At 70.9% G+C, this 19,237-nt stretch carries 23 protein-coding genes; 20 read left to right on the top strand and 3 right to left on the bottom strand.

Features of this window, described 5'->3' with window-relative positions; translation table 11 throughout:
* A complete protein-coding gene (locus FZ033_RS03990; RefSeq protein WP_149574857.1) occupies positions 1-750 on the bottom strand; it encodes a S1 family peptidase in 750 nt (249 codons plus the stop codon).
* Positions 751-1,261: 511 nt separating this feature from the next.
* On the opposite strand from FZ033_RS03990, the gene FZ033_RS03985 reads away from it, so the two are divergent.
* The 8 genes from FZ033_RS03985 to FZ033_RS03950 are packed head-to-tail and all read left to right on the top strand — an operon-like array spanning position 1,262 to position 4,443.
* Complete coding sequence (locus FZ033_RS03985) at positions 1,262-1,825, top strand: head-tail connector protein (RefSeq protein ID WP_149574856.1); 564 nt, start codon at positions 1,262-1,264, stop codon at positions 1,823-1,825.
* Positions 1,822-2,142 (top strand): phage head closure protein, encoded by a 321-nt coding sequence (locus FZ033_RS03980; RefSeq protein ID WP_149574855.1) that lies wholly within the window; start codon positions 1,822-1,824, stop codon positions 2,140-2,142. The genes FZ033_RS03985 and FZ033_RS03980 overlap by 4 nt, the downstream gene beginning before the upstream one ends.
* The gene (locus FZ033_RS03975) at positions 2,139-2,426 is read left to right on the top strand and encodes a hypothetical protein (RefSeq protein WP_149574854.1); all 288 of its coding nucleotides are present in this window, start codon (positions 2,139-2,141) and stop codon (positions 2,424-2,426) included. Before FZ033_RS03980 ends, FZ033_RS03975 begins: the two co-directional genes overlap by 4 nt.
* On the top strand, positions 2,423-2,842 hold the full coding sequence (locus FZ033_RS03970) for a DUF3168 domain-containing protein (protein ID WP_149574853.1): 420 nt from the start codon (positions 2,423-2,425) through the stop codon (positions 2,840-2,842). The genes FZ033_RS03975 and FZ033_RS03970 overlap by 4 nt, the downstream gene beginning before the upstream one ends.
* A 16-nt stretch (positions 2,843-2,858) precedes the next feature.
* Positions 2,859-3,266, top strand: coding sequence for a phage major tail protein, TP901-1 family (locus FZ033_RS03965; RefSeq protein ID WP_012115138.1), 408 nt, complete (start codon positions 2,859-2,861; stop codon positions 3,264-3,266).
* A gap of 29 nt (positions 3,267-3,295) precedes the next feature.
* A complete protein-coding gene (locus FZ033_RS03960; RefSeq protein ID WP_149574852.1) occupies positions 3,296-3,652 on the top strand; it encodes a gene transfer agent family protein in 357 nt (118 codons plus the stop codon).
* Complete coding sequence (locus FZ033_RS03955; protein WP_149575060.1) at positions 3,649-3,861, top strand: rcc01693 family protein; 213 nt, start codon at positions 3,649-3,651, stop codon at positions 3,859-3,861. Before FZ033_RS03960 ends, FZ033_RS03955 begins: the two co-directional genes overlap by 4 nt.
* A 9-nt stretch (positions 3,862-3,870) precedes the next feature.
* Positions 3,871-4,443, top strand: a complete 573-nt coding sequence (locus FZ033_RS03950) for a phage tail tape measure protein (protein WP_149574851.1) — start codon at positions 3,871-3,873, stop codon at positions 4,441-4,443.
* Positions 4,444-4,459: 16 nt separating this feature from the next.
* On the opposite strand, the gene FZ033_RS03945 is transcribed toward FZ033_RS03950, so the two are convergent.
* Together FZ033_RS03945 and FZ033_RS03940 are read right to left on the bottom strand one after the other, a co-directional pair.
* Complete coding sequence (locus FZ033_RS03945; RefSeq protein WP_149574850.1) at positions 4,460-4,840, bottom strand: hypothetical protein; 381 nt, start codon at positions 4,838-4,840, stop codon at positions 4,460-4,462.
* A gap of 706 nt (positions 4,841-5,546) precedes the next feature.
* A complete protein-coding gene (locus FZ033_RS03940; RefSeq protein WP_149574849.1) occupies positions 5,547-6,236 on the bottom strand; it encodes a hypothetical protein in 690 nt (229 codons plus the stop codon).
* 109 nt (positions 6,237-6,345) lie between these two features.
* Between FZ033_RS03940 and FZ033_RS03935 the strand changes: the two genes are divergently transcribed.
* The 12 genes from FZ033_RS03935 to FZ033_RS03885 all read left to right on the top strand — a co-directional run bounded on the left by FZ033_RS03935 (position 6,346) and on the right by FZ033_RS03885 (position 19,159).
* On the top strand, positions 6,346-6,987 hold the full coding sequence (locus tag FZ033_RS03935) for a DUF2460 domain-containing protein (protein WP_149574848.1): 642 nt from the start codon (positions 6,346-6,348) through the stop codon (positions 6,985-6,987).
* 6 nt (positions 6,988-6,993) lie between these two features.
* Positions 6,994-7,884, top strand: a complete 891-nt coding sequence (locus FZ033_RS03930) for a DUF2163 domain-containing protein (RefSeq protein ID WP_149574847.1) — start codon at positions 6,994-6,996, stop codon at positions 7,882-7,884.
* On the top strand, positions 7,881-8,321 hold the full coding sequence (locus tag FZ033_RS03925) for an NlpC/P60 family protein (RefSeq protein WP_149574846.1): 441 nt from the start codon (positions 7,881-7,883) through the stop codon (positions 8,319-8,321). The genes FZ033_RS03930 and FZ033_RS03925 overlap by 4 nt, the downstream gene beginning before the upstream one ends.
* 29 nt (positions 8,322-8,350) lie before the next feature.
* Complete coding sequence (locus tag FZ033_RS03920; RefSeq protein WP_149574845.1) at positions 8,351-12,250, top strand: baseplate multidomain protein megatron; 3,900 nt, start codon at positions 8,351-8,353, stop codon at positions 12,248-12,250.
* A 307-nt stretch (positions 12,251-12,557) separates the two neighbouring features.
* Entirely contained in the window at positions 12,558-13,259 is a 702-nt protein-coding gene (locus FZ033_RS03915; protein WP_149574844.1) for a DUF2793 domain-containing protein, read from the top strand.
* A 35-nt stretch (positions 13,260-13,294) separates the two neighbouring features.
* The gene (locus FZ033_RS03910; RefSeq protein WP_149574843.1) at positions 13,295-13,615 is read left to right on the top strand and encodes a spike base protein, RCAP_Rcc01079 family; all 321 of its coding nucleotides are present in this window, start codon (positions 13,295-13,297) and stop codon (positions 13,613-13,615) included.
* Positions 13,616-13,691: 76 nt separating this feature from the next.
* Complete coding sequence (locus FZ033_RS23975; protein WP_188079293.1) at positions 13,692-13,847, top strand: hypothetical protein; 156 nt, start codon at positions 13,692-13,694, stop codon at positions 13,845-13,847.
* On the top strand, positions 13,844-15,277 hold the full coding sequence (locus tag FZ033_RS03905) for a hypothetical protein (protein ID WP_149574842.1): 1,434 nt from the start codon (positions 13,844-13,846) through the stop codon (positions 15,275-15,277). The genes FZ033_RS23975 and FZ033_RS03905 overlap by 4 nt, the downstream gene beginning before the upstream one ends.
* A 186-nt stretch (positions 15,278-15,463) precedes the next feature.
* On the top strand, positions 15,464-16,342 hold the full coding sequence (locus FZ033_RS03900; RefSeq protein WP_149574841.1) for a glycoside hydrolase family 108 protein: 879 nt from the start codon (positions 15,464-15,466) through the stop codon (positions 16,340-16,342).
* Positions 16,339-16,647: a hypothetical protein gene (locus FZ033_RS03895; RefSeq protein WP_149574840.1), complete on the top strand. Its 309-nt coding sequence runs from the start codon at positions 16,339-16,341 to the stop codon at positions 16,645-16,647. Before FZ033_RS03900 ends, FZ033_RS03895 begins: the two co-directional genes overlap by 4 nt.
* Positions 16,648-17,045: 398 nt before the next feature.
* Positions 17,046-17,717 carry a response regulator transcription factor gene (locus FZ033_RS03890; protein ID WP_149574839.1) on the top strand — a complete coding sequence of 224 codons (672 nt, stop codon included), beginning with the start codon at positions 17,046-17,048 and terminating at the stop codon, positions 17,715-17,717.
* A 14-nt stretch (positions 17,718-17,731) separates the two neighbouring features.
* Positions 17,732-19,159 carry a sensor histidine kinase gene (locus tag FZ033_RS03885; protein ID WP_149575059.1) on the top strand — a complete coding sequence of 476 codons (1,428 nt, stop codon included), beginning with the start codon at positions 17,732-17,734 and terminating at the stop codon, positions 19,157-19,159.
* Positions 19,160-19,237 lie beyond the last annotated feature (78 nt).

Below are 19,237 nucleotides of genomic sequence, written 5' to 3'. Positions count from 1 at the left end.
CTATCTCCCGCTGCCGAGCGGGCTGCCGAGGCTCTTCGCGGTGGCCTCGATCCAGTCGCGATGGAGCGACACCAATGTCACGCCGGTGACGCCGCCGCAGCCGCGGCTGCCTCCCGGCCCGGTGGCCCAGCCGGTGACGCCCGCCACCGCCCCGTCGCGGAAGGCGGGGCCGCCACTGTCGCCGGTGCAGGCGCCGGCCGCGCCCTCCGGCGCCGACAGGCGCACCATGATGCCCCCCGTGGTGCCGATGGAGGGCAGCGCCACCGTGCGCAGCGTTCCGGCACTCTTGGCCTGTCCATCGGCGATAACGCCATAGCCGGCGAGCAGGAAGGCGGTGCCCTTCTCGGGCAGGCCGTCGGCATTCGCCAGCCGGGCGGTGCGGAAGCGGCCGGGCAGGGGCTCGGCGAGCTTCACCAGGGCGAGATCGGGGGTCGGTCGGCGGGTCTGGAACTGGCCGGCATCGAAGCGCGGATGAACGGCGATGCGCTTCGCCGGCACCAGCTTCGGCGGTCCGTCGCCGATGATGGCCACCGCATAGTCCGCCGCCGGCGCCACGCAATGGGCTGCGGTGAGCACGAGATCAGGCGCAAGCACCGCGCCCGTGCAGGAGGCGCCGCGAGTGGAGACGATGAGCACCGTCTGCGCCGCCACCTCCGCCGCCGCCGGCGCACCGCCCACGATGGCCTGCGCCGCGCCTGGCGCAAGGAGGGCCGCGACGAGCGCGAAGGCGGGAAGGCGTGCGGCGATCATCTCCCGTTTCTGCCGCCCGCCGGGTGGTGCGTCAATGGCGGGCGGGGGCGGGGATTTCCTTTCCGCGCGGGGCGATGCCGTTCGGTCACAGCGCTGGCGACTGTGCGTCTTAGGCTTGGCCATTTGCGGTTTTTTGTTCGCGCGGTTTCCGGCGGCGGGGTTTGTTCAACCCGGTTTCGCTACCGTCCGTCCCGCCGGTGCCCGCCCTGCTGCCCCCTCCCCAGTCCTTCCCCGCAAGCGGGAGAAGGGGCGCATCGCTGTTTGCGTTGAGAGAAGTATCTCAATCCCGCGCAGCCGGTGAACCCTCTCCCGCTTGTGGGGGCGGGCAGGGTGGGGGCGGGCCGTTTCCGCATTCGCGATGGCCGGGCTTCCTCTGCCCGGCTTCGCCACCGTCCCGCCGCTGTGTCCCGCCCTGCTGCCCCCTCAGCCCTCCCCCGCAGGCGGTAGAGGGGGCGCATGGCGCGGGCGGAGATCTCTGTTTCCACCCCCTCCCCACCCACCGGAGCCTCCCATGGCAGACCTTGTCGCCGGCCCCGCCGCCGAGCCGCTCACGCGCGCCGAGGCGAAGGCCTATCTGCGCATCGACCACACGGACGAGGACGCCCTCCTCGACGCCCTCGTCACCGCCGCCCGGCGCCGGGTGGAGGTGGAGACCGGCCGCGCGCTGCTGGAGCAGACCTGGCGCTTCAGCCTCGATGCCTGGCCCCTGCGCGGCATCATCCCGGCGCCCCTGTCGCCGGTGCGCCAGATCCTCGGCGCCACCGTCGCAGCGGCGGACGGCACACCGGTGGCGCTGCCCGCCGGCGCCCTGACGCTGGTGGGCGATCGCGCCCCCGCCCTGTTCCGCGTGGAGCCGGGGCGGGTGAGCGCGCCGCTGGTACGCCATGGCGGCATCGGCATCACCTTCACCGCCGGCTATGGCCCGAACGCCGCCGATGTGCCGGCGGACCTGGTGCAGGCCGTGCGCCTGCTGGTGGCGCACTTCTACGAGCATCGCGATGGGCCGGGCGAGGCCACCGCGCTGCCCGCCGCCGTGCGGGCACTGCTGGCGCCCTATCGCGTGGTGCGGCTGTGAGCGTCGGGGCGCTGCGCCACCGCCTGACGCACCAGACCCCCGTGGACCTGCCCGATGGCGCCGGCGGTATCGTCCGCACCTTCCTCACCGTGGACGTGCTGTGGGGCGCCATCGAAGCCCTTTCCACCGACTACGGCATTGCCGAGGAGCGCCCGCGCGCGAGCCGCCTCCTGCGCCTCACCGTGCGTGCGCCCAACACCGTCGCCGCCGGCGACCGCCTGCTCCATGCCGGCCGCCGCTTCCATGTGGAGGCGGTGGTGGACGCGGACGGGCGCGGCCGCTTCCACCACATCCGCTGCCGGGAGGAAGAGACATGAAGGCCACCATCGGCACCAGCGGCCTGCAGGGCCTCGCCCAGCGCCTCGCCGCCCGCCACCTGCCGGCCGCCGAGGCCGAGGCCGCCGGCCGCGCGGCGCGGGAGCTGGCCGCCGAGATCACCGCCGAGACCGGGGTGCCCGCCGCCATCGCCGGATCGCCCCAGCGGCCGGTGGTGCGCGTCGCCGATCCCGCGCTGCTGGCGCGCATCCGTGGTGGGCTGGGGCGCCCGGGCGATCCCGTGCTCGACCGCATCCGCCTCGCCTTCGCCCGGAGGCGCAAATGAGTATCCCCGTCGACAGCCCGGCTCTCGCCCTGCGCGCGGCGCTCCACGCGGCCCTCGTTGCTGACGCGGCGCTCCTCGCCCTGCTGGGCGGGCCGCGCATCCATGATGTGCCGCCGGCGGAGGCGGACTTCCCGTTCGTGGCGCTGGGCGAGGCGGTGGTGGCCGATTGGTCCACCGCCACCGAGGCCGGCACCGAGCATGCGCTGACGCTCCACGTCTTCTCGCGCTCCGGCGGTCGGGTCGAGGCCTATGCGGTGGCCGCCGCCGTCGCCCAGGCGCTGCACGACGCGCCGCTGGCGCTCGCCGGCCACCGGCTCGCCAATCTGCGCGCCACCACCGCCGAAGTCCGCCGCGAGAGCGACGGGCGCACCTTCCATGCTCTGGTGCGGTTTCGCGCCGTCACCGAGCCCCTTTGAGTTTCGGAGAAACGAGATGGCCGCGCAGAAGGGCAAGGACCTGCTTCTGAAGATGCATGACGGCACCCAGTTCACCACCGTGGCGGGCCTGCGCTCGCGCACCCTGGCCTTCAACGCCCAGAGCGTGGATGTGACCCACTCCGAGAGCGCCGGGCGCTGGCGCGAGCTGCTGGACGGGGCCGGGGTGAAGCGTGCGTCGGTCTCCGGCTCCGGCGTGTTCAAGGATGCCGCCTCCGACGCGCTGGTGCGGCAGACCTTCTTCTCCGGCGCGCTGGCCTCCTGCCAGGTGGTGATCCCGGATTTCGGCACGATCACCGGGCCGTTCCAGATCACCGCGCTGGAGATCGCCGCCGAGCACGACCGCGAAGTGACCTTCGACCTGACGCTGGAAAGCGCTGGGGAACTTGCGTTCGCGGCGCTCTGACGCCGGCCCATTCCCCGAAAGGACATCCCATGCCCAATGCCCGACGCGGCGAGATCGCGGCCGTGCTCGATGGACGCGTGCGCGTCCTGGTGCTCACCCTCGGCGCCCTCGCGGAGCTGGAGAGCGCGTTCGGCGCCGACGACCTCATGGCGCTGGCCGCGCGCTTCGAAAAAGGCCGCCTGTCGGCCCGCGATGCGGCGCGCATCATCGCCGCCGGCCTCAACGGGGCAGGCGAGAGCGTGACCCTCGCCGAGGTGGAGCGCATGCGCGCCGATGGCGGCGCGGCGGGCTTCGCGCGCATCGTCGCGGAGCTTCTTGCCATCACCTTCGCGGCCGATGCGACGGGGCAGGCGTCGGCGTCCCCTCCGTCGCCGCAGCGGACCTGAGGCCGGCGCCCGCAGCCGCCCGTCCCTTTCCCTGGGCGGCGGCCATGGGCGCCGGCTTCGGCCTGCTGCGGCTTAGCCCCGATGCCTTCTGGCGCATGACGCCGCGCGAGCTGGCCGCCGCCGTCTCGGCTCTTCTGCCGCCCGCGCCGGACCACCTTTCGCGACCCGACCTGTCCGCGCTGATGAAGCGCTTCCCCGATCTGTCCTGAGGCCGACCCATGACCGAGACCGTCGATATCGCCATCGAGGTGGACACCCGCACCGCCAAGGCAGCGCTGGGCGAAGTGGAGGTGTCCGCCAAGGGCTTCGCCTCGGCGCTGGCTTCCGCCTTCACCGGCATCGCCGTGCAGGGCAAGGACCTCGGCAGCGTGCTGGAGCAGCTCGCCGCGCGGCTCTCCAACCTTGCCCTCACGGCGGCCCTGAAGCCGTTGGAGAGCGGGCTGTCCTCGCTCTTGTCAGGGGCGGCCGGTGGGCTCGGCTTCGCCCATGGCGGGGTGATCTCGGAAGGCCGGGTGATGCCGTTCGCGCGCGGCGGCGTGGTGGCGGCGCCAACCTATTTTCCGCTCGGCGGCTCCAGTCTCGGCCTCATGGGCGAGAAGGGGGCGGAGGCCATCCTGCCTTTGGCGCGCGGCGCCGATGGCAAGCTCGGCGTGCGCTCGGCCGAAGGGGCGGGACGCGCGGCGGTGACGGTGAATGTCTCCACGCCGGACGTGGCCGGCTTCCGTCGCTCGGAGGCCTATCTGTCCGGCCTGGTGGCACGGGCGGTGGCGCGCGGACAGCGCGGGGCGTGAGCGCTGGGGTTCAGCTTCAGCGTGCGCTCTTCCACGGGTCGCTGGTGTCGGTGGCGGTGGTGCCGCTGCCGGACGGGGTACCGCCGAACTGGTTCGGCGCGCCGGTGAGGGCGGTGCCGCTGAAGCCTTCCGCCCTCACCGTTGCGCCGGTGCGCACGCAGGAGGTGCCGCCCGGCACCTTCTGGAAGCCGGCGCCGTACTGGGCGCAACTGGTATCCTCTTTCTTCGCGGCCGCCGACTGGGCCTGCGCGCTCCCCGCCAGAGGGAATGCGGCCAGGAGGAGCGCGGCGAGGCCGGCGGCCAGCGCGCCGACCGCCCGCGACGGGCGTCGGCCCACGGGCGCAAAGCGCATGGCGCGCGGCGCGGGGCAGGGCGGGAACGAAGCGGCGTCGGGCATGGTGCGGGTCCAGATTGAGCCCGCCGCATCAAGGCGGGCCGGCCGACCATAGCGCGCCCGAGGCCGCACGAAAATCCCCGCTGCGCGGGCGCGGGCGTGCCTTAAGGTCAGGTCGGCACTGGAAAAACAGCCGCGTAGTTACCGTGCCGACGCCGTCCGGCATAGCGCGCGATCCGGTCGGATTAGCTCACGCTGATGGGTGGATCGCCCTCTCGGTCCAGGAAAACGCGGCGTCCGATCAAGTCGAGACGCAGGCAGACCCGCGCGTATTCCATCCGGGTGACGGCGCACAAGGAGGCTGCGCGGGACGGTGACCGAAACCCGTGCGAGCGCTCCGCGCGCATGCGTCCGTCAGAGGGCTGCAGCGCATGCAGCTCTTGGGTGACCACATGCCGTTAGCGACGCGCCTGTCGCGACCGGCCCCAAGGCGCCGGGGCTCTGGCGCGACGGTTTCGGACGGGAAGTCGCGACGCCGGTGTGGGCCGACAACAGGATGCGGGCCGACAGCCGGAGCCTCGAATACGCGCGATGAAGACGGGCCATGCGAACGTGTCGCCCGTCTTTGGAAATGCAAGCACAGGCCGCATCCGTTCTGCCGATCCGGATGCGGGCCCTGTTCATCCGCCGCCCGTAGGCGACAGGCGTGTCTCGCTCCGATGGGGCACTCCGGCGGTGTGCCGAGTGCCAGCCATCGGGGAAGCGAACCTCACTTCTTGGCGGCGGCCTTGGGGGCCTTCGCAGCGGCAGGCTTCGGAGCAGCGGCCTTGGGCGCAGCAGCCTTCTTGGCGGCCGGCTTCGCAGCAGCCTTGGGGGCGGCAGCCTTAGGGGCAGCAGCCTTGGCTTCCGGCGCAGGTGCGGCCTTCGCAGCAGCGGGCTTCGCAGCCTTGGCCGCGGGCTTGGGAGCGGCCGCCTTCGCGGGGGCTTTCACCTCGGCGGGCTTGGCGGCAGGCTTCGCTGCGGCCTTGGCCGGGGCCTTCGCAGGCTTCTCGGCGGCGGGCTTGGCAGCCTTGGCGGATGCAGCCTTCGGTGCCGGCGACTTGGCCGCGACGGCCTTCGGGGCAGGCTTCTCAGCCGCGGGCTTGGGTGCCGCAGCTTTGGGCGCTGCGGCCTTCTTGGCGGCGGCGGGCTTCGCGGCGGCCTTGGGGGCAGCAGCGGGCTTTGCAGCAGGCTTGGGGGCTGCAGCCTTCGGAGCAGCGGCCTTGGGTGCCGCGGCTTTCGCGGGGGCCTTCGGTGCGGCGGCCTTCGGGGCAGCTGCGGGAGTCGCTGCGGTCTTGGGTGCTGTGCTTTTGGCAGCAGCCGCCTTGGGAGCGGCCTTCGCCGCAGCCTTCGGGACGGGTGCCTTTTCGGCGGGTTTCTCTGCGGCGGCGGCCGGCTTTTTTGCGGGCTTGGTGGCCATGCTTTCGCTCCATGCTCAACGGGGCGGAGCAAAGTCAAGGCGTCACGTTCAACTATGTCAAGGCCGTCTCTACTGTTTTCGCCTAAGAATTGGGGAATAGGGGCATCATATGGCCGCCTTCCATGAGATTTTGTTCCCGCTGGAGGTCGCGCTGGGCGCTTCAGGCGGTCCCGAGCGCGTCACCGAGGTGATCACTACAGCATCCGGACGCGAGGAACGCAACACGCGACAGGCTGATTCGCGCCGTCGCTGGGACGCCGGATACGGGGTGAAGAGCCTCGCCGCGCTCGCCGATGTGGTGAGCTTTTTCGAGGAGCGTCGCGGGCGTCTCTACGGCTTCCGCTGGCGCGATCGCCTCGACCATTCCTCCGCGCCGCCGGGACACGCGATGACACCCCTCGACCAGGTGATCGGAACCGGCGACGGCGCGCGCGCAACCTTCGCTCTGGTGAAGACCTACGGCGGTCTCCATGCGCCCTATGCGCGGGCCATCACCAAGCCGGTTCCTGGCAGCGTGCGCGTCTCCGTAAACGGGGTTGAATACATTGAAAATACGCATTTTTCTCTGGATGCGACGCGCGGCGAAATCACCTTCGCGGCGCCTTCCGTTCCCCCCGCGTCCGCCGTCGTGTCGGCCGGTTTTTCCTTCGATGTGCCGGTGCGTTTCGACACCGATTTCCTCGAGGTGAATCTCTCCGCTTTCGCCGCGGGCGACATCCCGCGCATCCCCGTCATCGAGATCCGCGTGTGAGGCGAAATGCGCACCCTTCCTTCTGCACTCGCGACCCATATGGCGTCGGGCGCCACCACCCTGTGCCATGCCTGGCGCGTGACGCGGAGCGACGGCCTCGTCACCGGCTTCACCGACCATGATCGCGACCTCGTGGTCGATGGCGTCACCTGCAAGGCGGCATCGGGCATTTCCGGCTCGCAGAGCACGCTGGCAGCCGGCCTTGCAGTGACCGGCGCCGAGGTGTCGGGCGCGCTGTCCCACGATGCGCTGTCGGAGGACGATCTCGCCGCCGGCCTTTATGACGGCGCGTCCATCGACCTGCTGCTGGTGAATTGGCAGGACCCCGGCCAGCACCTGCTGCTGCGGCGAGGCACCATCGGCGAGGTGCGTGCCCAGGACGGCGTCTTCACCGCCGAGATCCGCAGCCTCTCCGATGGCCTGAACCAGACCCGCGGGCGGCTGTTGTCCTCGACCTGCGATGCCGATCTCGGCGACGCGCGCTGCGGCGTGGACCTCACACTCCCGGCCCATGGGGCGAACGCCACGGTGGTGGCGGTCGAGGGCGCGCTGAGCCTGCGCGTCAGTGGCCTGTCCACCTTTGAGAAGGCGGCCTTCGCACGCGGTCGCGCACGGTTTTCCAGCGGCGCCAATGCGGGCTTCGTCACTGAGGTGAAGGCGCATCTCGTAGATGCCGAAGGGGTGCTGCTGCGCCTGTGGCAGCGCCCAACCTTCGCGGTGGTCGAGGGGGATGTGATCGTGCTGACGGCCGGCTGCGACAAGCAGTTTTCGACCTGCCGCGACCGTTTCGTGAACGCGCTCAATTTCCGCGGGTTCCCGCACATGCCGGGCAACGATTTCGTCATCTCCGTCGCCATTCCCGGCGAGGGCGGATACGACGGGAGCCTCATGGAATGACCGCGCCCCTCACCCGTGCCGCCGTCCTCAAAGAGGCGCGCAGCTGGATCGGCACGCCCTACCTCCATCGCGCCTCGCTGAAGGGGCAGGGGGCGGATTGCCTCGGCCTCGTGCGCGGAGTGTGGCGAGAACTGATCGGCCCCGAGCCGGAGGACATGCCGTCCTATGCGCCGGATTGGGCCGAGGCCGGCCGTCGCGAGACCCTGGCGGAGGCGGCGGGGCGCTGCCTCAATGTGGTGCCGGTGGAAGCGGCGCAGCCCGGCGACGTGCTGCTGTTCCGCTTCCGCGCGCACCTTCCGGCCAAGCACGCGGCGATCCTCTCAGACGGCGGCCGCATGGTCCACGCCTATGACGGCGCGCGGGTGTGCGAGGGCCATCTGGCGCCCTGGTGGCGCCGCCGCCTCGCCTTCGCCTTCGCCTTTCCGGGTGTCGCGTAGCGCCCCTTTCCAGATCCTGAGGACATCCCATGGCGACCCTGCTTCTCGGCGCGGCCGGCAGCCTTGTCGGCGGCGCGCTGTTCGGGCCCGTCGGCGCCATCGCCGGGCGGGCGCTGGGCGCCCTCGGCGGCGCGGTCATCGATGGCGCGCTGTTCGGCGGCAACCGCTCGCGCAACACGGAAGGCCCGCGCCTCACCGACCTCGACGTGATGGGCTCCACCGAGGGCACGCCACTGCCGCGCGTCTATGGCCGTGCGCGTCTTGCCGGCCAGGTCATCTGGGCGACGAAGCTGAAGGAGGTGGCCACCACCTCCACCCAGTCCACCGGCGGCAAGGGCTCCAGCCTCAAGTCCTCCGCGCCCACCACCACGACCTACACCTATTACGGCAATTTCGCCGTGGCGGTGTGCGAGGGGCCGGTCTCGCGCATCGGCCGCATCTGGGCCGACGGCAAGCTGCTGGACACCCGCCGCATTACCGTGCGCCTCCATCTCGGCGACGCGGCGCAGGTGCCCGATCCCCTCATCGAGGCGCGGCAGGGGGTGGGCGCGACGCCGGCCTATCGCGGCGTCGCCTATGTGGTGTTCGAGAACCTGGAGCTGACCGACTACGGCAATCGCCTGCCCCAGATCACCGTGGAGGTGGAGCGTGCGGTGGGCGCGCTGGAGCGGCAGGTGCGGGCGGTGACGCTGATCCCCGGCGCCAGCGAGTTCGCCTACGACACCCGCACCATCCGCCAGTTGCACGGGCGGTCGCGCTATGGCCGGGAGAACCGCCATGTCAGCACCGCGTCGAGCGATTTCGAAGTGGCCATCGACCAGCTCACGGGCACCTGCCCGAACGTGGAGCGTGTGTCCCTCGTGGTGGCGTGGTTCGGCGACGACCTGAGGGCCGGCGCCTGCACCGTGCGCCCGCGCACCGAGCGCACCGACAAGACCACCTCCGTCGCCTGGACCGTGGGCGGCGAGACGCGGTTCAGCGCCCTCGCCGTCTCCCAGTACGAGGGCCGCTCGGCTTATGGCGGCACGCCCTCCGACGACAGCGTGGTGCGGGCCATCGCCCGGCTGAAGGAGGCTGGCCTTAAGGTGACGCTGAACCCCTTCGTGATGATGGACATTCCCGCCGCCAACACCCGCCCCGATCCCTGGACCGGCGCTGCCGCCCAGCCGGCCTATCCCTGGCGCGGGCGCATCGTGTGCGATCCCGCGCCCGGCCGGCCGGGCTCGGCGGACGGAACCGCCGCCTGCCGGGCGCAGGTGGCGGCCCTGTTCGGCAGTGCCGCGCCGGGGGATTTCACCCGCTACGGCACCAGCGTGTTCTATCACGGCCCGGCCGAATGGAGCCTCAGGCGCATGGTGCTCCACTACGCGCATCTGGCGGTGGCGGCGGGGGGCGTGGAGGCCATCCTCATCGGCTCGGAGATGGTGGCGCTCACCCGCCTCACCGACGACACCGGCGCCTGTCCCGCCGCCGAGGCGCTGGCCGCCCTCGCCGCCGACGTGAAGGCGGTGGTGGGCTCCGGCATTCGCGTCTCCTACGCCGCCGACTGGACTGAATATGGCGCGCAGGTGATGGCCAACGGCGACGTGCGCTTTCCGCTGGATGTGGTGTGGAGCGCGCCGGCGGTGGACTTCATCGGCATCGATTTCTATCCGCCGCTGGCCGACTGGCGCGACGGCGCCGGCCATCTCGATGCGGCACTCGCCAGCGACATCCACGACCGCGCCTATCTGAAGGCCAATCTCACCTCCGGCGAGGCGTTCGACTGGTTCTATGCGGATGAGGCCGCCCGCGCCGCGCAGGTCCGCACCCCCATCGCCGACGACGCCCATGGCGAGCCGTGGCTGTATCGCCAGAAGGACCTCAAAGCGTGGTGGGCCAATGCCCATCACGAGCGCATCGCCGGCACCCGCCTTGCCGTGCCCACGGCGTTCGCGCCCGGCGCCAAGCCCATCCGCCTGATGGAGACGGGCTGCCCCGCCGTGGACAAGGGCGCCAACCGGCCGAGCGTCTTTCCCGACGCCAAGTCGTCCGAGAACGCCCTGCCGCCCTTCTCCACCGGCGCGCGGGACGACCTCGTCCAGCGCCGCTTCCTGGAGGCTGTGCTCGGCGCCTTCGCCCCCGATGCGGACGATGCCGACAACCCGCCTGCGCCGCTCTACGGCGGGCGGATGGTGGAGCAGGCCTTCGCCTGGACCTGGGACGCGCGGCCCTTCCCGCAATTTCCGCTTGCCGAGACCGTGTGGGCGGATGGCGCGAACTGGGCCACCGGCCATTGGCTCACCGGCCGCCTCGGCGGCGCGCCCCTCGACGGGCTGGTGGCGACGCTCTGCGCCGATTTCGGCGTCGGCGATGTGGACGCCACAACCCTCTCCGGCGGGGTGGACGGCTATGTGGTGGACCAGCCCATGGCCGGCCGCGACGCGCTGGAGCCTTTGGCCCGTGCCTTCGCCTTCGAGGCGGGGGAGGCGGAGGGCCGCATCGCCTTCCGCCCCCATGGCGTCGGGACGGTGAGCGAGATCGGCGTCGACGACCTGGTGCGGAGCGAGGATGACCCGCTCCTCTCCGCCACCCGCGCGCAGGAGAGCGAGCTGCCGCTGCAGGTCTCCATCGGCTTCGTGGACAGCCTGAAGGATTATCGCCGCGCCACCGTCTCCTCCCGTCGCCTCAAGGGTGGCAGCCGCCATGTGAGCCATGCGGACCTTGCCGTGGTGGCCTCCGACGCGGCGATGGCGCGGGCCGCCGACATCTGGCTTCAGGGCCTGTGGGCGGGGCGCGAGACCTTCACCTTTTCGCTGCCGCCCTCGCATCGCGCGCTGGGGCCGGGCGACCTCGTGCGCCTCACCCTCGACGGGCGGTCGCGGCTGCTCGAAATCACCCGCGTGGAGGAGGCGGAGGCGCTGGCCGTCACCGCCCGCAGCATCGAGCCGGAGGTGTTCGACGCGGCATTGGCGCCCGCCTCCGGCGGCAGCGTGGCGCTGCCCGCCGTTTCAGGCCCGCCGGAGGTGATGGTGCTGGACCTGCCGGCCCTGTCGGAGGCGGAACCCGTTCCGTTGCAATATCTTGCCGCCGCCGCCACGCCCTGGCCGGGGACGCTGGCCATCTGGCGCTCGGGCGATGGCGAGAGCTTCGAGGTAGTGGCGCCGGTCACCGCCTCCGCCACCTTCGGCACGCTGATCTCTGACCTTTCGCCGGGGCCGGTCTGGCGCTTCGACCGCTCCAACAGCGTGGACGTGCTGCTGCAATCCTCACTCCTCATCCCGGCTCGTGAAAGCGAGGTGCTGGCCGGCGCCAATCTCACCGCTTTGGTGGCGGAGGGGCGGGCGCTGGAACTCATCGCTTTCACCGGGGCCGAGCTGATCGACACCGACACCTACCGCCTCTCCGGCCTGCTGCGGGGCCTTGCCGGCACCGAGGCGGCGGGCTCCGAAAGCTGGCCGGCGGGCACGCGCCTGGTGCGCATCGACGGCACGCTGGTGAGCGTGGCGAGCGGCCTCTCGGCGCTGGGGCGCAGCTCCATCTACCGGGTGGGCGCGGCGCGGGACGACCAGGGATCGGAGGATGTCACGGAAGTGACCGCCACCGCCTCCGGCCTCGCCCTGCGTCCGCTGTCACCGGTGCATGTGAGCGGGCGGCGCACTGCGGAGGGCGTGGCGCTCTCCTTCATCCGCCGCACCCGCATCGCCGGTGACGGCTGGGACGCGCTGGAGGTGCCCCTGGGCGAGGCCAGCGAGGCCTACCGGGTGGAGATCCTCTCCGGCCCCAGCGTGGTGCGCGCCTTCGAGGTGAACGCGCCGCAGCTGCTTTATGTGGCGGCGGACGAGGCGGCCGATTTCGGTGCGCCGCAAGCCACCCTCACCGTGCGCGTCGCCCAGCGCTCCGCCAGCGTCGGCCTGGGCGCGGCGGTAACGGCGGTGGTGGTGCCGTAGCACGCCGTTTGAAACCATTTGCCGGATGGGCGCCCGCAGCTCTTGCCGGGACTTTTGGCAATGTCATGGCCGGGCTTGTCCCGGCCATCCACGCGGCCAGGCTGGAAACGATTTTTCGTACGTTGTCCAAGCGGTTCGGCGTGGATGCCTAGGACCAGCCCGGGCATGACGGGGGTGATTGCGGCAATGCCTATTTTTTGATTTCAGAACAGCATCTTAAGCCCCGGCTCTCCTTCCGCTCGCGCTCCGGTCGGCCGGGGCATGCCGGCGCCTCCGCATTCTCTCCCCAACCCTCTCCGAGGTCCCCATGACCGACCAGTCGGCGAACCTGGCGCTGCCCTATATCGCGGCGGCGCAGGCGCAGAAGCATGTCACCCACAATGAGGCCATCCGCCGCCTCGATGCCTTCGTGCAACTGGTGCTGGAGAGCGCCACCACCACCGCCCCGCCGACCACCCCCGCCGAGGGCGCGCGCTGGTTCGTGCCGGCCGGCGCCACTGGCGCCTTCGCCGGGCACGCCGGCACCATCGCCGCCTATGAGCAGGGTGCGTTCGACTTCCTGCCGGTGGCCCAGGGCTTCCTCGCCTTCATCCGCGACGAGGGCCGGCTGGCGCTGTTCGACGGCGCCGCCTTCGTCTCGCCGTTCGCGGCGAGCGCCCACCGCGCCACCATCGCGGGCCGGGTGATGGAGGAGGACGTGGCGCTCACCGGCGCCTTCGTCGCGACCACCATGTCCATCCCGGACCGCGCCATCGTGCTCGCCGTCTCCACCCGGACGCTCACCGCCGTCACCGGCGCAACTTCCTACGATTGCGGCATTTCCGGCGAAGTCTCCAAGTTCGGCGGCAGCCTCGGGGCGGCGGCGGGTTCCTCCAATGTGGGCGTCATCGGCCCCACCGCCTTCTACGCCGCGACGCCGGTGCGCCTCACCGCCAACGGCGGCAGCTTCTCCGGCGGCACGGTGCGGGTCGCCCTCCACCTGCTGCTGTGCTCAGCGCCCGAGGCCTGAGCCCGCGCGCGCCTTTCCATCCATCGGAGATCCCCATGCCCTACGATCCCGCCCGCGATCCCCTGAAGGGACTGGCGTCGTCCCTGTCGTCGCCGGCGCGCCGGCTCGCGCGCATCACCCCCGCCGACGGCGCCGACCTTGCCACCTATGCCAAGGCCCTGTGGGTCTACGTGCCCGAGGACGTGGCCGGCGGCGTCGCCACCATCCGCATCACGCCGGTGGCCGGCGGCGATGCCGACACGGTGGATGTGCTCGCGCTCCCCGGCCTCCAGCCGCTGCCGCCCTGCCAGGTGCGTCGCGTGTGGGCCACCGGCACCAGCGCGGGGCTCGCCATCTACGCCCTTACCGACCGCTGAACGCCGCGGCGCCACGGCTGCCGTCCTGAGGCCGCGCGGCCGTCCACGGCGCGGGCATCGAACCATCGAGGTTCCCATGCTGTCGCTTTCCCTCTCCCTCGTTTCGCTCTGGCGACGCGGCCTGCCCCTTCGAAAGGTGGTGGGCGGCGTCGCCTACGGGCGATTGCGAAGCCGCACCGGCGGCTTCCTGACCTCCGGCAATGGCCGGGCTCTCTACGGAAGGATTTCATGATGTTGTTGATCGACGATCCCGATTTCATCGCGGTCCAGGAAGCCACCCGCTACGCGCGCGCCTCCGAAGTGGCGCTGCCGTCCGCGCTGGGCTGGGGCACGGGCCTCTATCCCATCACCAAGGTCGGCTATTGCGACCTCGGGGCCGGTACCCGCCAGGGCTATGCCGCGGGCTACAGCCCCTGGACATCCGCCGAATACCTGGCATGCCGGGCCGGCACGCAGGTCTATATCTCCGCGACCGGCTCCGACAGCTCCGGTGCCGGCACCATCGGATCGCCCTATCTGACGGCCAACAAGGCGATCCAGGTCGCCAATGCGGCAGGTCAGCCGGCCACCATCTGGTTCGCCGCGGGCACCTACACCCGCTCGGCGGGCGGCGGCTTCATCAACGCGCCCGGAGCGACCACGCTGCCCACGGTTCCCCTGTGCCTCATGGCCTACAACGGAATTGTGAAGTTCGGCTGTAACGACACGTACACCTGGGTCGCCGACGCCACCTATACCAACACCTACAAGATCACCCGGTCGTCGGCCGGCTCGGTCTACAACCCGTTCCTGCGCGACCGCTTCGGCAATGCGGTGATGTACACCAAGGCCGCGAGTGCGGCCGCCTGCAATGCCCGTCCGGGGTCCTGGTACACGGACAACGTGACGGTCTATGTCAATCCGTTCGATGGTGCCGCCGTGACCGATGCCACGGCGTCGGTGTACCTGACCTCGGATACCTTCGCGATCAACTGGGGCTCCGCGCCGCAGCACTTTTTCGTGGATTCCAATGACGAGGCCTCGGCCTGGGACATCATGGGAAGCCGCGTCAAGATGTTCGGCACCGCCTATGCTGCGAGCCCGAAGATCCTCGCCATGCGCCGGGTCTCGGCCCGGTATGCCAGCTCGACCTCGTCGGACTACTGGAACGGCTTCGGCTTCGACAATTGGTGGGGCCTGATCTGGCTGGAAGGCTGCTATGCCGGTCGCGCCAGCGCGGACTGCTTCAACTTTCACAACACGCTGGGGACGCAGCCGCTCTATGTGGTCACGCTCAATTGCCGGGGCGTGGATACGGGCGTGTTCGGGGCGGGGTCCAACAATGGCCTCACCTTGCACGAGAACGTCATCGGCATCGATGTGGCTGGCCGCTACGAGTTTAACCAGGGCGGCACGCTGCGGAACATCAACACGTCCAAGTGCCTCGCCCACGGCTCGACCTTCATGAGCGATCGCGGCGATCTCTATCTCTCCGGCGGAACGGTTCCTCCGACCGAGGTGGGCACGCTCAACACCGCTCAGATCTGGCTGTCCGAGTGCGTGGTCAGCCCGTCCGGCCCGACCTCCTACGGCATCAATGTGGGAACGGGCGGCGCGGTCTATGTGCGCAACATGCCCACCCTCGGCGGCCGCATCTTCGGCAGCGTCTCAACCTGGCTCTGATACCATCGGCCCCGGTCTTCGACCGGTGCCGAGTGGGTCACGCTCAAGCGCCGCGCGGGCTAGGCCAAAGGCCCATGAGCAAAGCTCACAGGCCTTTGTACGAGCCCGGCGCTGCTTCGGCGTCTGAACCGGCCGGCCGCCCCCTCACGGGGGCGGCCATTTTTATGTCCCCAGTCGAGGTGCTCCATGGCCAAGACCAGCTTCGCGCCGGCGCTCGCCGCCGTGCTCCGCCACGAGGGCGGCTATTCCAACCATCCCGACGACCCCGGCGGCCCGACCATGAAGGGCATCATCCAGCGGGTCTATGACGGTTACCGGCGCGGCAAGGGCCTTGCCGTGCGTCCGGTGCGCGAGATCGAGGAAAGCGAACTCCAGGAGATCTACCGCCGCCAGTATTGGGACGCCGTCCGTGCCGACGAGCTGCCCGAGGGTATCGATTATGTGGTGTTCGACGGGGCGGTGAATTCCGGCCCCGGCCAATCGGTCAAATGGCTGCAGCGGGCGCTGGGCCTGCCGGCGGATGGCGAGATGGGTGCGGTGACGCTGGCCGCCGCCTACGTTGCGGCGGAGACGGCGCCGGCCCGGCTCGTGGAGGACATCTGCGACCGCCGCCTCGCCATGCTGAAGGCGCTTCGCACCTGGCCGGTGTTCGGCCGCGGCTGGGGGCGGCGGGTGGAGGATGTGCGCAAGGCCGGCAAGGCCTGGGCCACGGGTACCTGGGCGACCGGCGCCGGCCCGGCCCGCCGCATCCCGGTGCTGGAGAGTCATGGAACTGCGATCCCGTCCGGCAAGGCGCCTGTCGCCAGTGCCCGCCCGGCGCCAAAGCCGCAGGCGGGGGCCGGGGCGGTGGCGGGCGGCGTCGCCGCGTCCGCTGTGTCCGAGGCGGCCCGCCAGATCGCTCCCCATGCGCAGGCGTCCTCGACCCTCGCGCTGGTCTTCACGGGCCTGACGCTGCTGGGCCTCGCCCTCACCCTCGGCGGCGTTGCCTATGTGTGGTGGAGCGCCCGCGCCGGGGCGCGCCGGGCGGCGACGCTGGATCTTCTGCCCGCGGGGCCGGCGTCGTGAGCGGCCTTGCCCACCTTCTCGGCTATGGCGTGCCCTGGTGGCTCTGGGGCATGGCCGGCCTCCTCGCCGTCGCGGCGCTGGCGCGGGTGGCGGGACCGCGCGCGGCGCTCGCGGCGGCGGCCGTGCTCGCCGTCGTCCTCGCCCACCGGAAGGGTGCGCAGCAGGGCTATTCCCACGCCATGAAGGAAGGAGAACGCGATGCCGAGCGCATCCTCGATACGGCCCGCGCTGCGCGCTCTGGCGCTGATCGGCGCGATAGCGATGCTCGCCGGCTGCGCGACGACGACGGGTTCCGCCGCGAGTAAGGTCTATTGCGGCGCCGCCCAGCCCATCCGCTGGTCGGCGGCCGACAGCGACGAGACCATCCGCCAGGCCAAGGCCCATAATGCGGTGGGCCGCCGCCTGTGCGGCTGGAAATGAACCGTCGCGATTTCCGGCGCGCGCGGCCCTGCGGCGCCGTTCACGCTTGCTCCACCGCGCGCCTCTGTCATTCTCAACCGGCCGGGCGGCGAGGATGAAAACGTTATCCCTCCAAAAGGGGGATGCCGGCCGGCTGGCGCGTGCTCTAATACCAACGGCGCCTGAGCTTGACTCATGGGCCGTTGGTACAAGCCAGCGCGGCGCATGAGCGTGACCCTCTCGGCATCGGTCGAAGACCGGGGCCGTTGGTATAAGAGGTGGAAGCCGAAGCCGGAGGAAACCTGTGCGTCTTTTGGTGGTCGAGGACGATCCCGAGCTGAACCGACAGCTGGTCGAGGCCCTGTCCGACGCAGGCTATGCGGTGGATCGCGCCTATGACGGCGAGGAAGGGCAGTATCTGGGCGAGACCGAGCCCTATGATGCCATCGTCCTCGACATCGGCCTGCCCAAGCTCGACGGCATCTCGGTGCTGGAGAGCTGGCGGCGCGCCGGCAAGGTCACCCCGGTGCTGATCCTCACCGCCCGCGATCGCTGGAGCGACAAGGTGCAGGGCTTCGATGCCGGCGCCGACGATTATGTGGCCAAGCCCTTCCATATGGAGGAAGTGCTGGCCCGCCTGCGCGCCCTGCTGCGCCGCGCCTCCGGCCACGCCTCCAGCGAGATGACCTGCGGGCCGGTGCGGCTCGACACCCGCTCCGGTCGGGTCACGGTGGAGGGCAATGCGGTCAAGCTCACCTCCCACGAATACCGGCTGCTGAGCTATCTCATGCATCATGCCGGGCGGGTGGTGTCGCGGGGGGAGCTGGTCGAGCACCTCTACGACCAGGATTTCGACCGCGATTCCAACACCATCGAGGTGTTCGTCGGGCGCCTGCGCAAGAAGCTCGACTGCGACGTGATCCAGACCGTGCGCGGCCTCGGCTATCTGCTGGCCGCGCCGGAAGGAACGCGCTAACGCGCGCAACGATGATGGCAACAGCCTCGCGGCCCTCCGAATACGCCCCCGGCTCGCTCGCCTTCCGCCTGGTGCTCTCGGCGATGGGCATCACCGTGGTGGTGCTGCTGGTGGTGGGGTTCGTCCTGTCCTCGCTCTACCGCACCGCCGCCGAGCGGGCCTTCGACCGGCGGCTCGACGTGTATCTCAAGACCATCGTGGCCGAGGTGGCCAACGCGACCGACGAGGCACTCCCCGAACCGGTGGCCCTTGGCGATCCCCTGTTCGCCTTCCCCAATTCCGGCTGGTACTGGCAGATCACCCTCCTTTCCAATGGCGAGGCCCGGTGGCGCACCTCGCGCTCGCTGGTGCAGGGCAGGCTGCCGCTGCTGGCTGCCCAGGGCATCACCGGCCGGCCAGGCCTCATGCGCGAGGGCTATGTGAAGGGCCCACGCGGGGAAGCGCTGCGCCTTGCCGAGCGCGACGTGGATCTCGGCGCCAACGAGCGCTACGTGGTCTCGGTGGCGGCGGTGGCCTCAGAGCTGGACGAGGAGATTTCCGCCTTCAACCTGGCGCTCGCCGGCACGCTGGTGGTGCTCGCCTGCGCCTTCCTGCTGGTGGTGATGGTGCAGGTGCGCTTCGGACTGATGCCGCTGACGCGCATCTCCAAGGTGCTCGCCGACGTGCGCTCCGGCAAGGCGGAGCGGCTGGACGGCCCGTATCCGGACGAGATCGTGCCGCTGGTGCGGGAGGTCAACGCCCTCATCGATGCCAACAAGGAGATCGTGGAGCGCGCCCGCACCCATGTGGGCAACCTCGCCCACGCTCTGAAGACACCGCTCTCGGTGCTGATGAACGAGGCCGGCACGCGGGACGATCCCCTCGCCATGCGGGTGCGCGACCAGGCCGGGGTCATGCGCGACCAGGTGGCCCATCACCTGGAGCGCGCGCGGATGGCGGCCCGCGTCTCCGTGGTGGCGAGCGTGTGCGAGGTGACCCCCGTCATCACCGCGCTGGCCCGCACCATGGAGAAGATCCACCGCACCAAGGACCTCGCCATCGAGGTCCACATCCGCGACGATGTTCACTTCCGCGGCGAGCAGCAGGATTTGGAGGAGATGGTGGGCAACCTCGTGGACAATGCCTGCAAGTGGGCCTCGTCCCGGGTCGAGCTGGAGGTCTGCGTCGGCCAGCCGAAATCGCCCGGCGACCGGGTGTTCTTCCATGTCATCATCGACGACGACGGGCCGGGGCTGGACCCGGCGCGTCGGGTGGACGTGGGCCGGCGCGGGCGGCGGCTCGACGAATCGAAGCCGGGCTCGGGGCTCGGCCTGTCCATCGTGCACGAGCTGGCGCTGCTTTATGGCGGCCGCTTCGAGCTGAGTTCCGCGCCCATCGGCGGCCTGCGCACCGAGCTGGTGCTGCCCGCCGCCGCTCCGCCGCCTCCGGCTGCCGCCTCTTGAGAGGTCCGGCCCCGCCACAGGTACAGGGCTGCGCTCCAGTGACGCGCCCGGAGCGCCTTCCCGGCGAAGGCTGTTTTC

The organism is Xanthobacter oligotrophicus (assembly GCF_008364685.1).
Lineage (GTDB): Bacteria > Pseudomonadota > Alphaproteobacteria > Rhizobiales > Xanthobacteraceae > Xanthobacter > Xanthobacter oligotrophicus.
The sequence above is the reverse complement of the archived record's forward strand: the minus strand, read 5'-3'. Positions and strand labels throughout refer to the sequence as shown.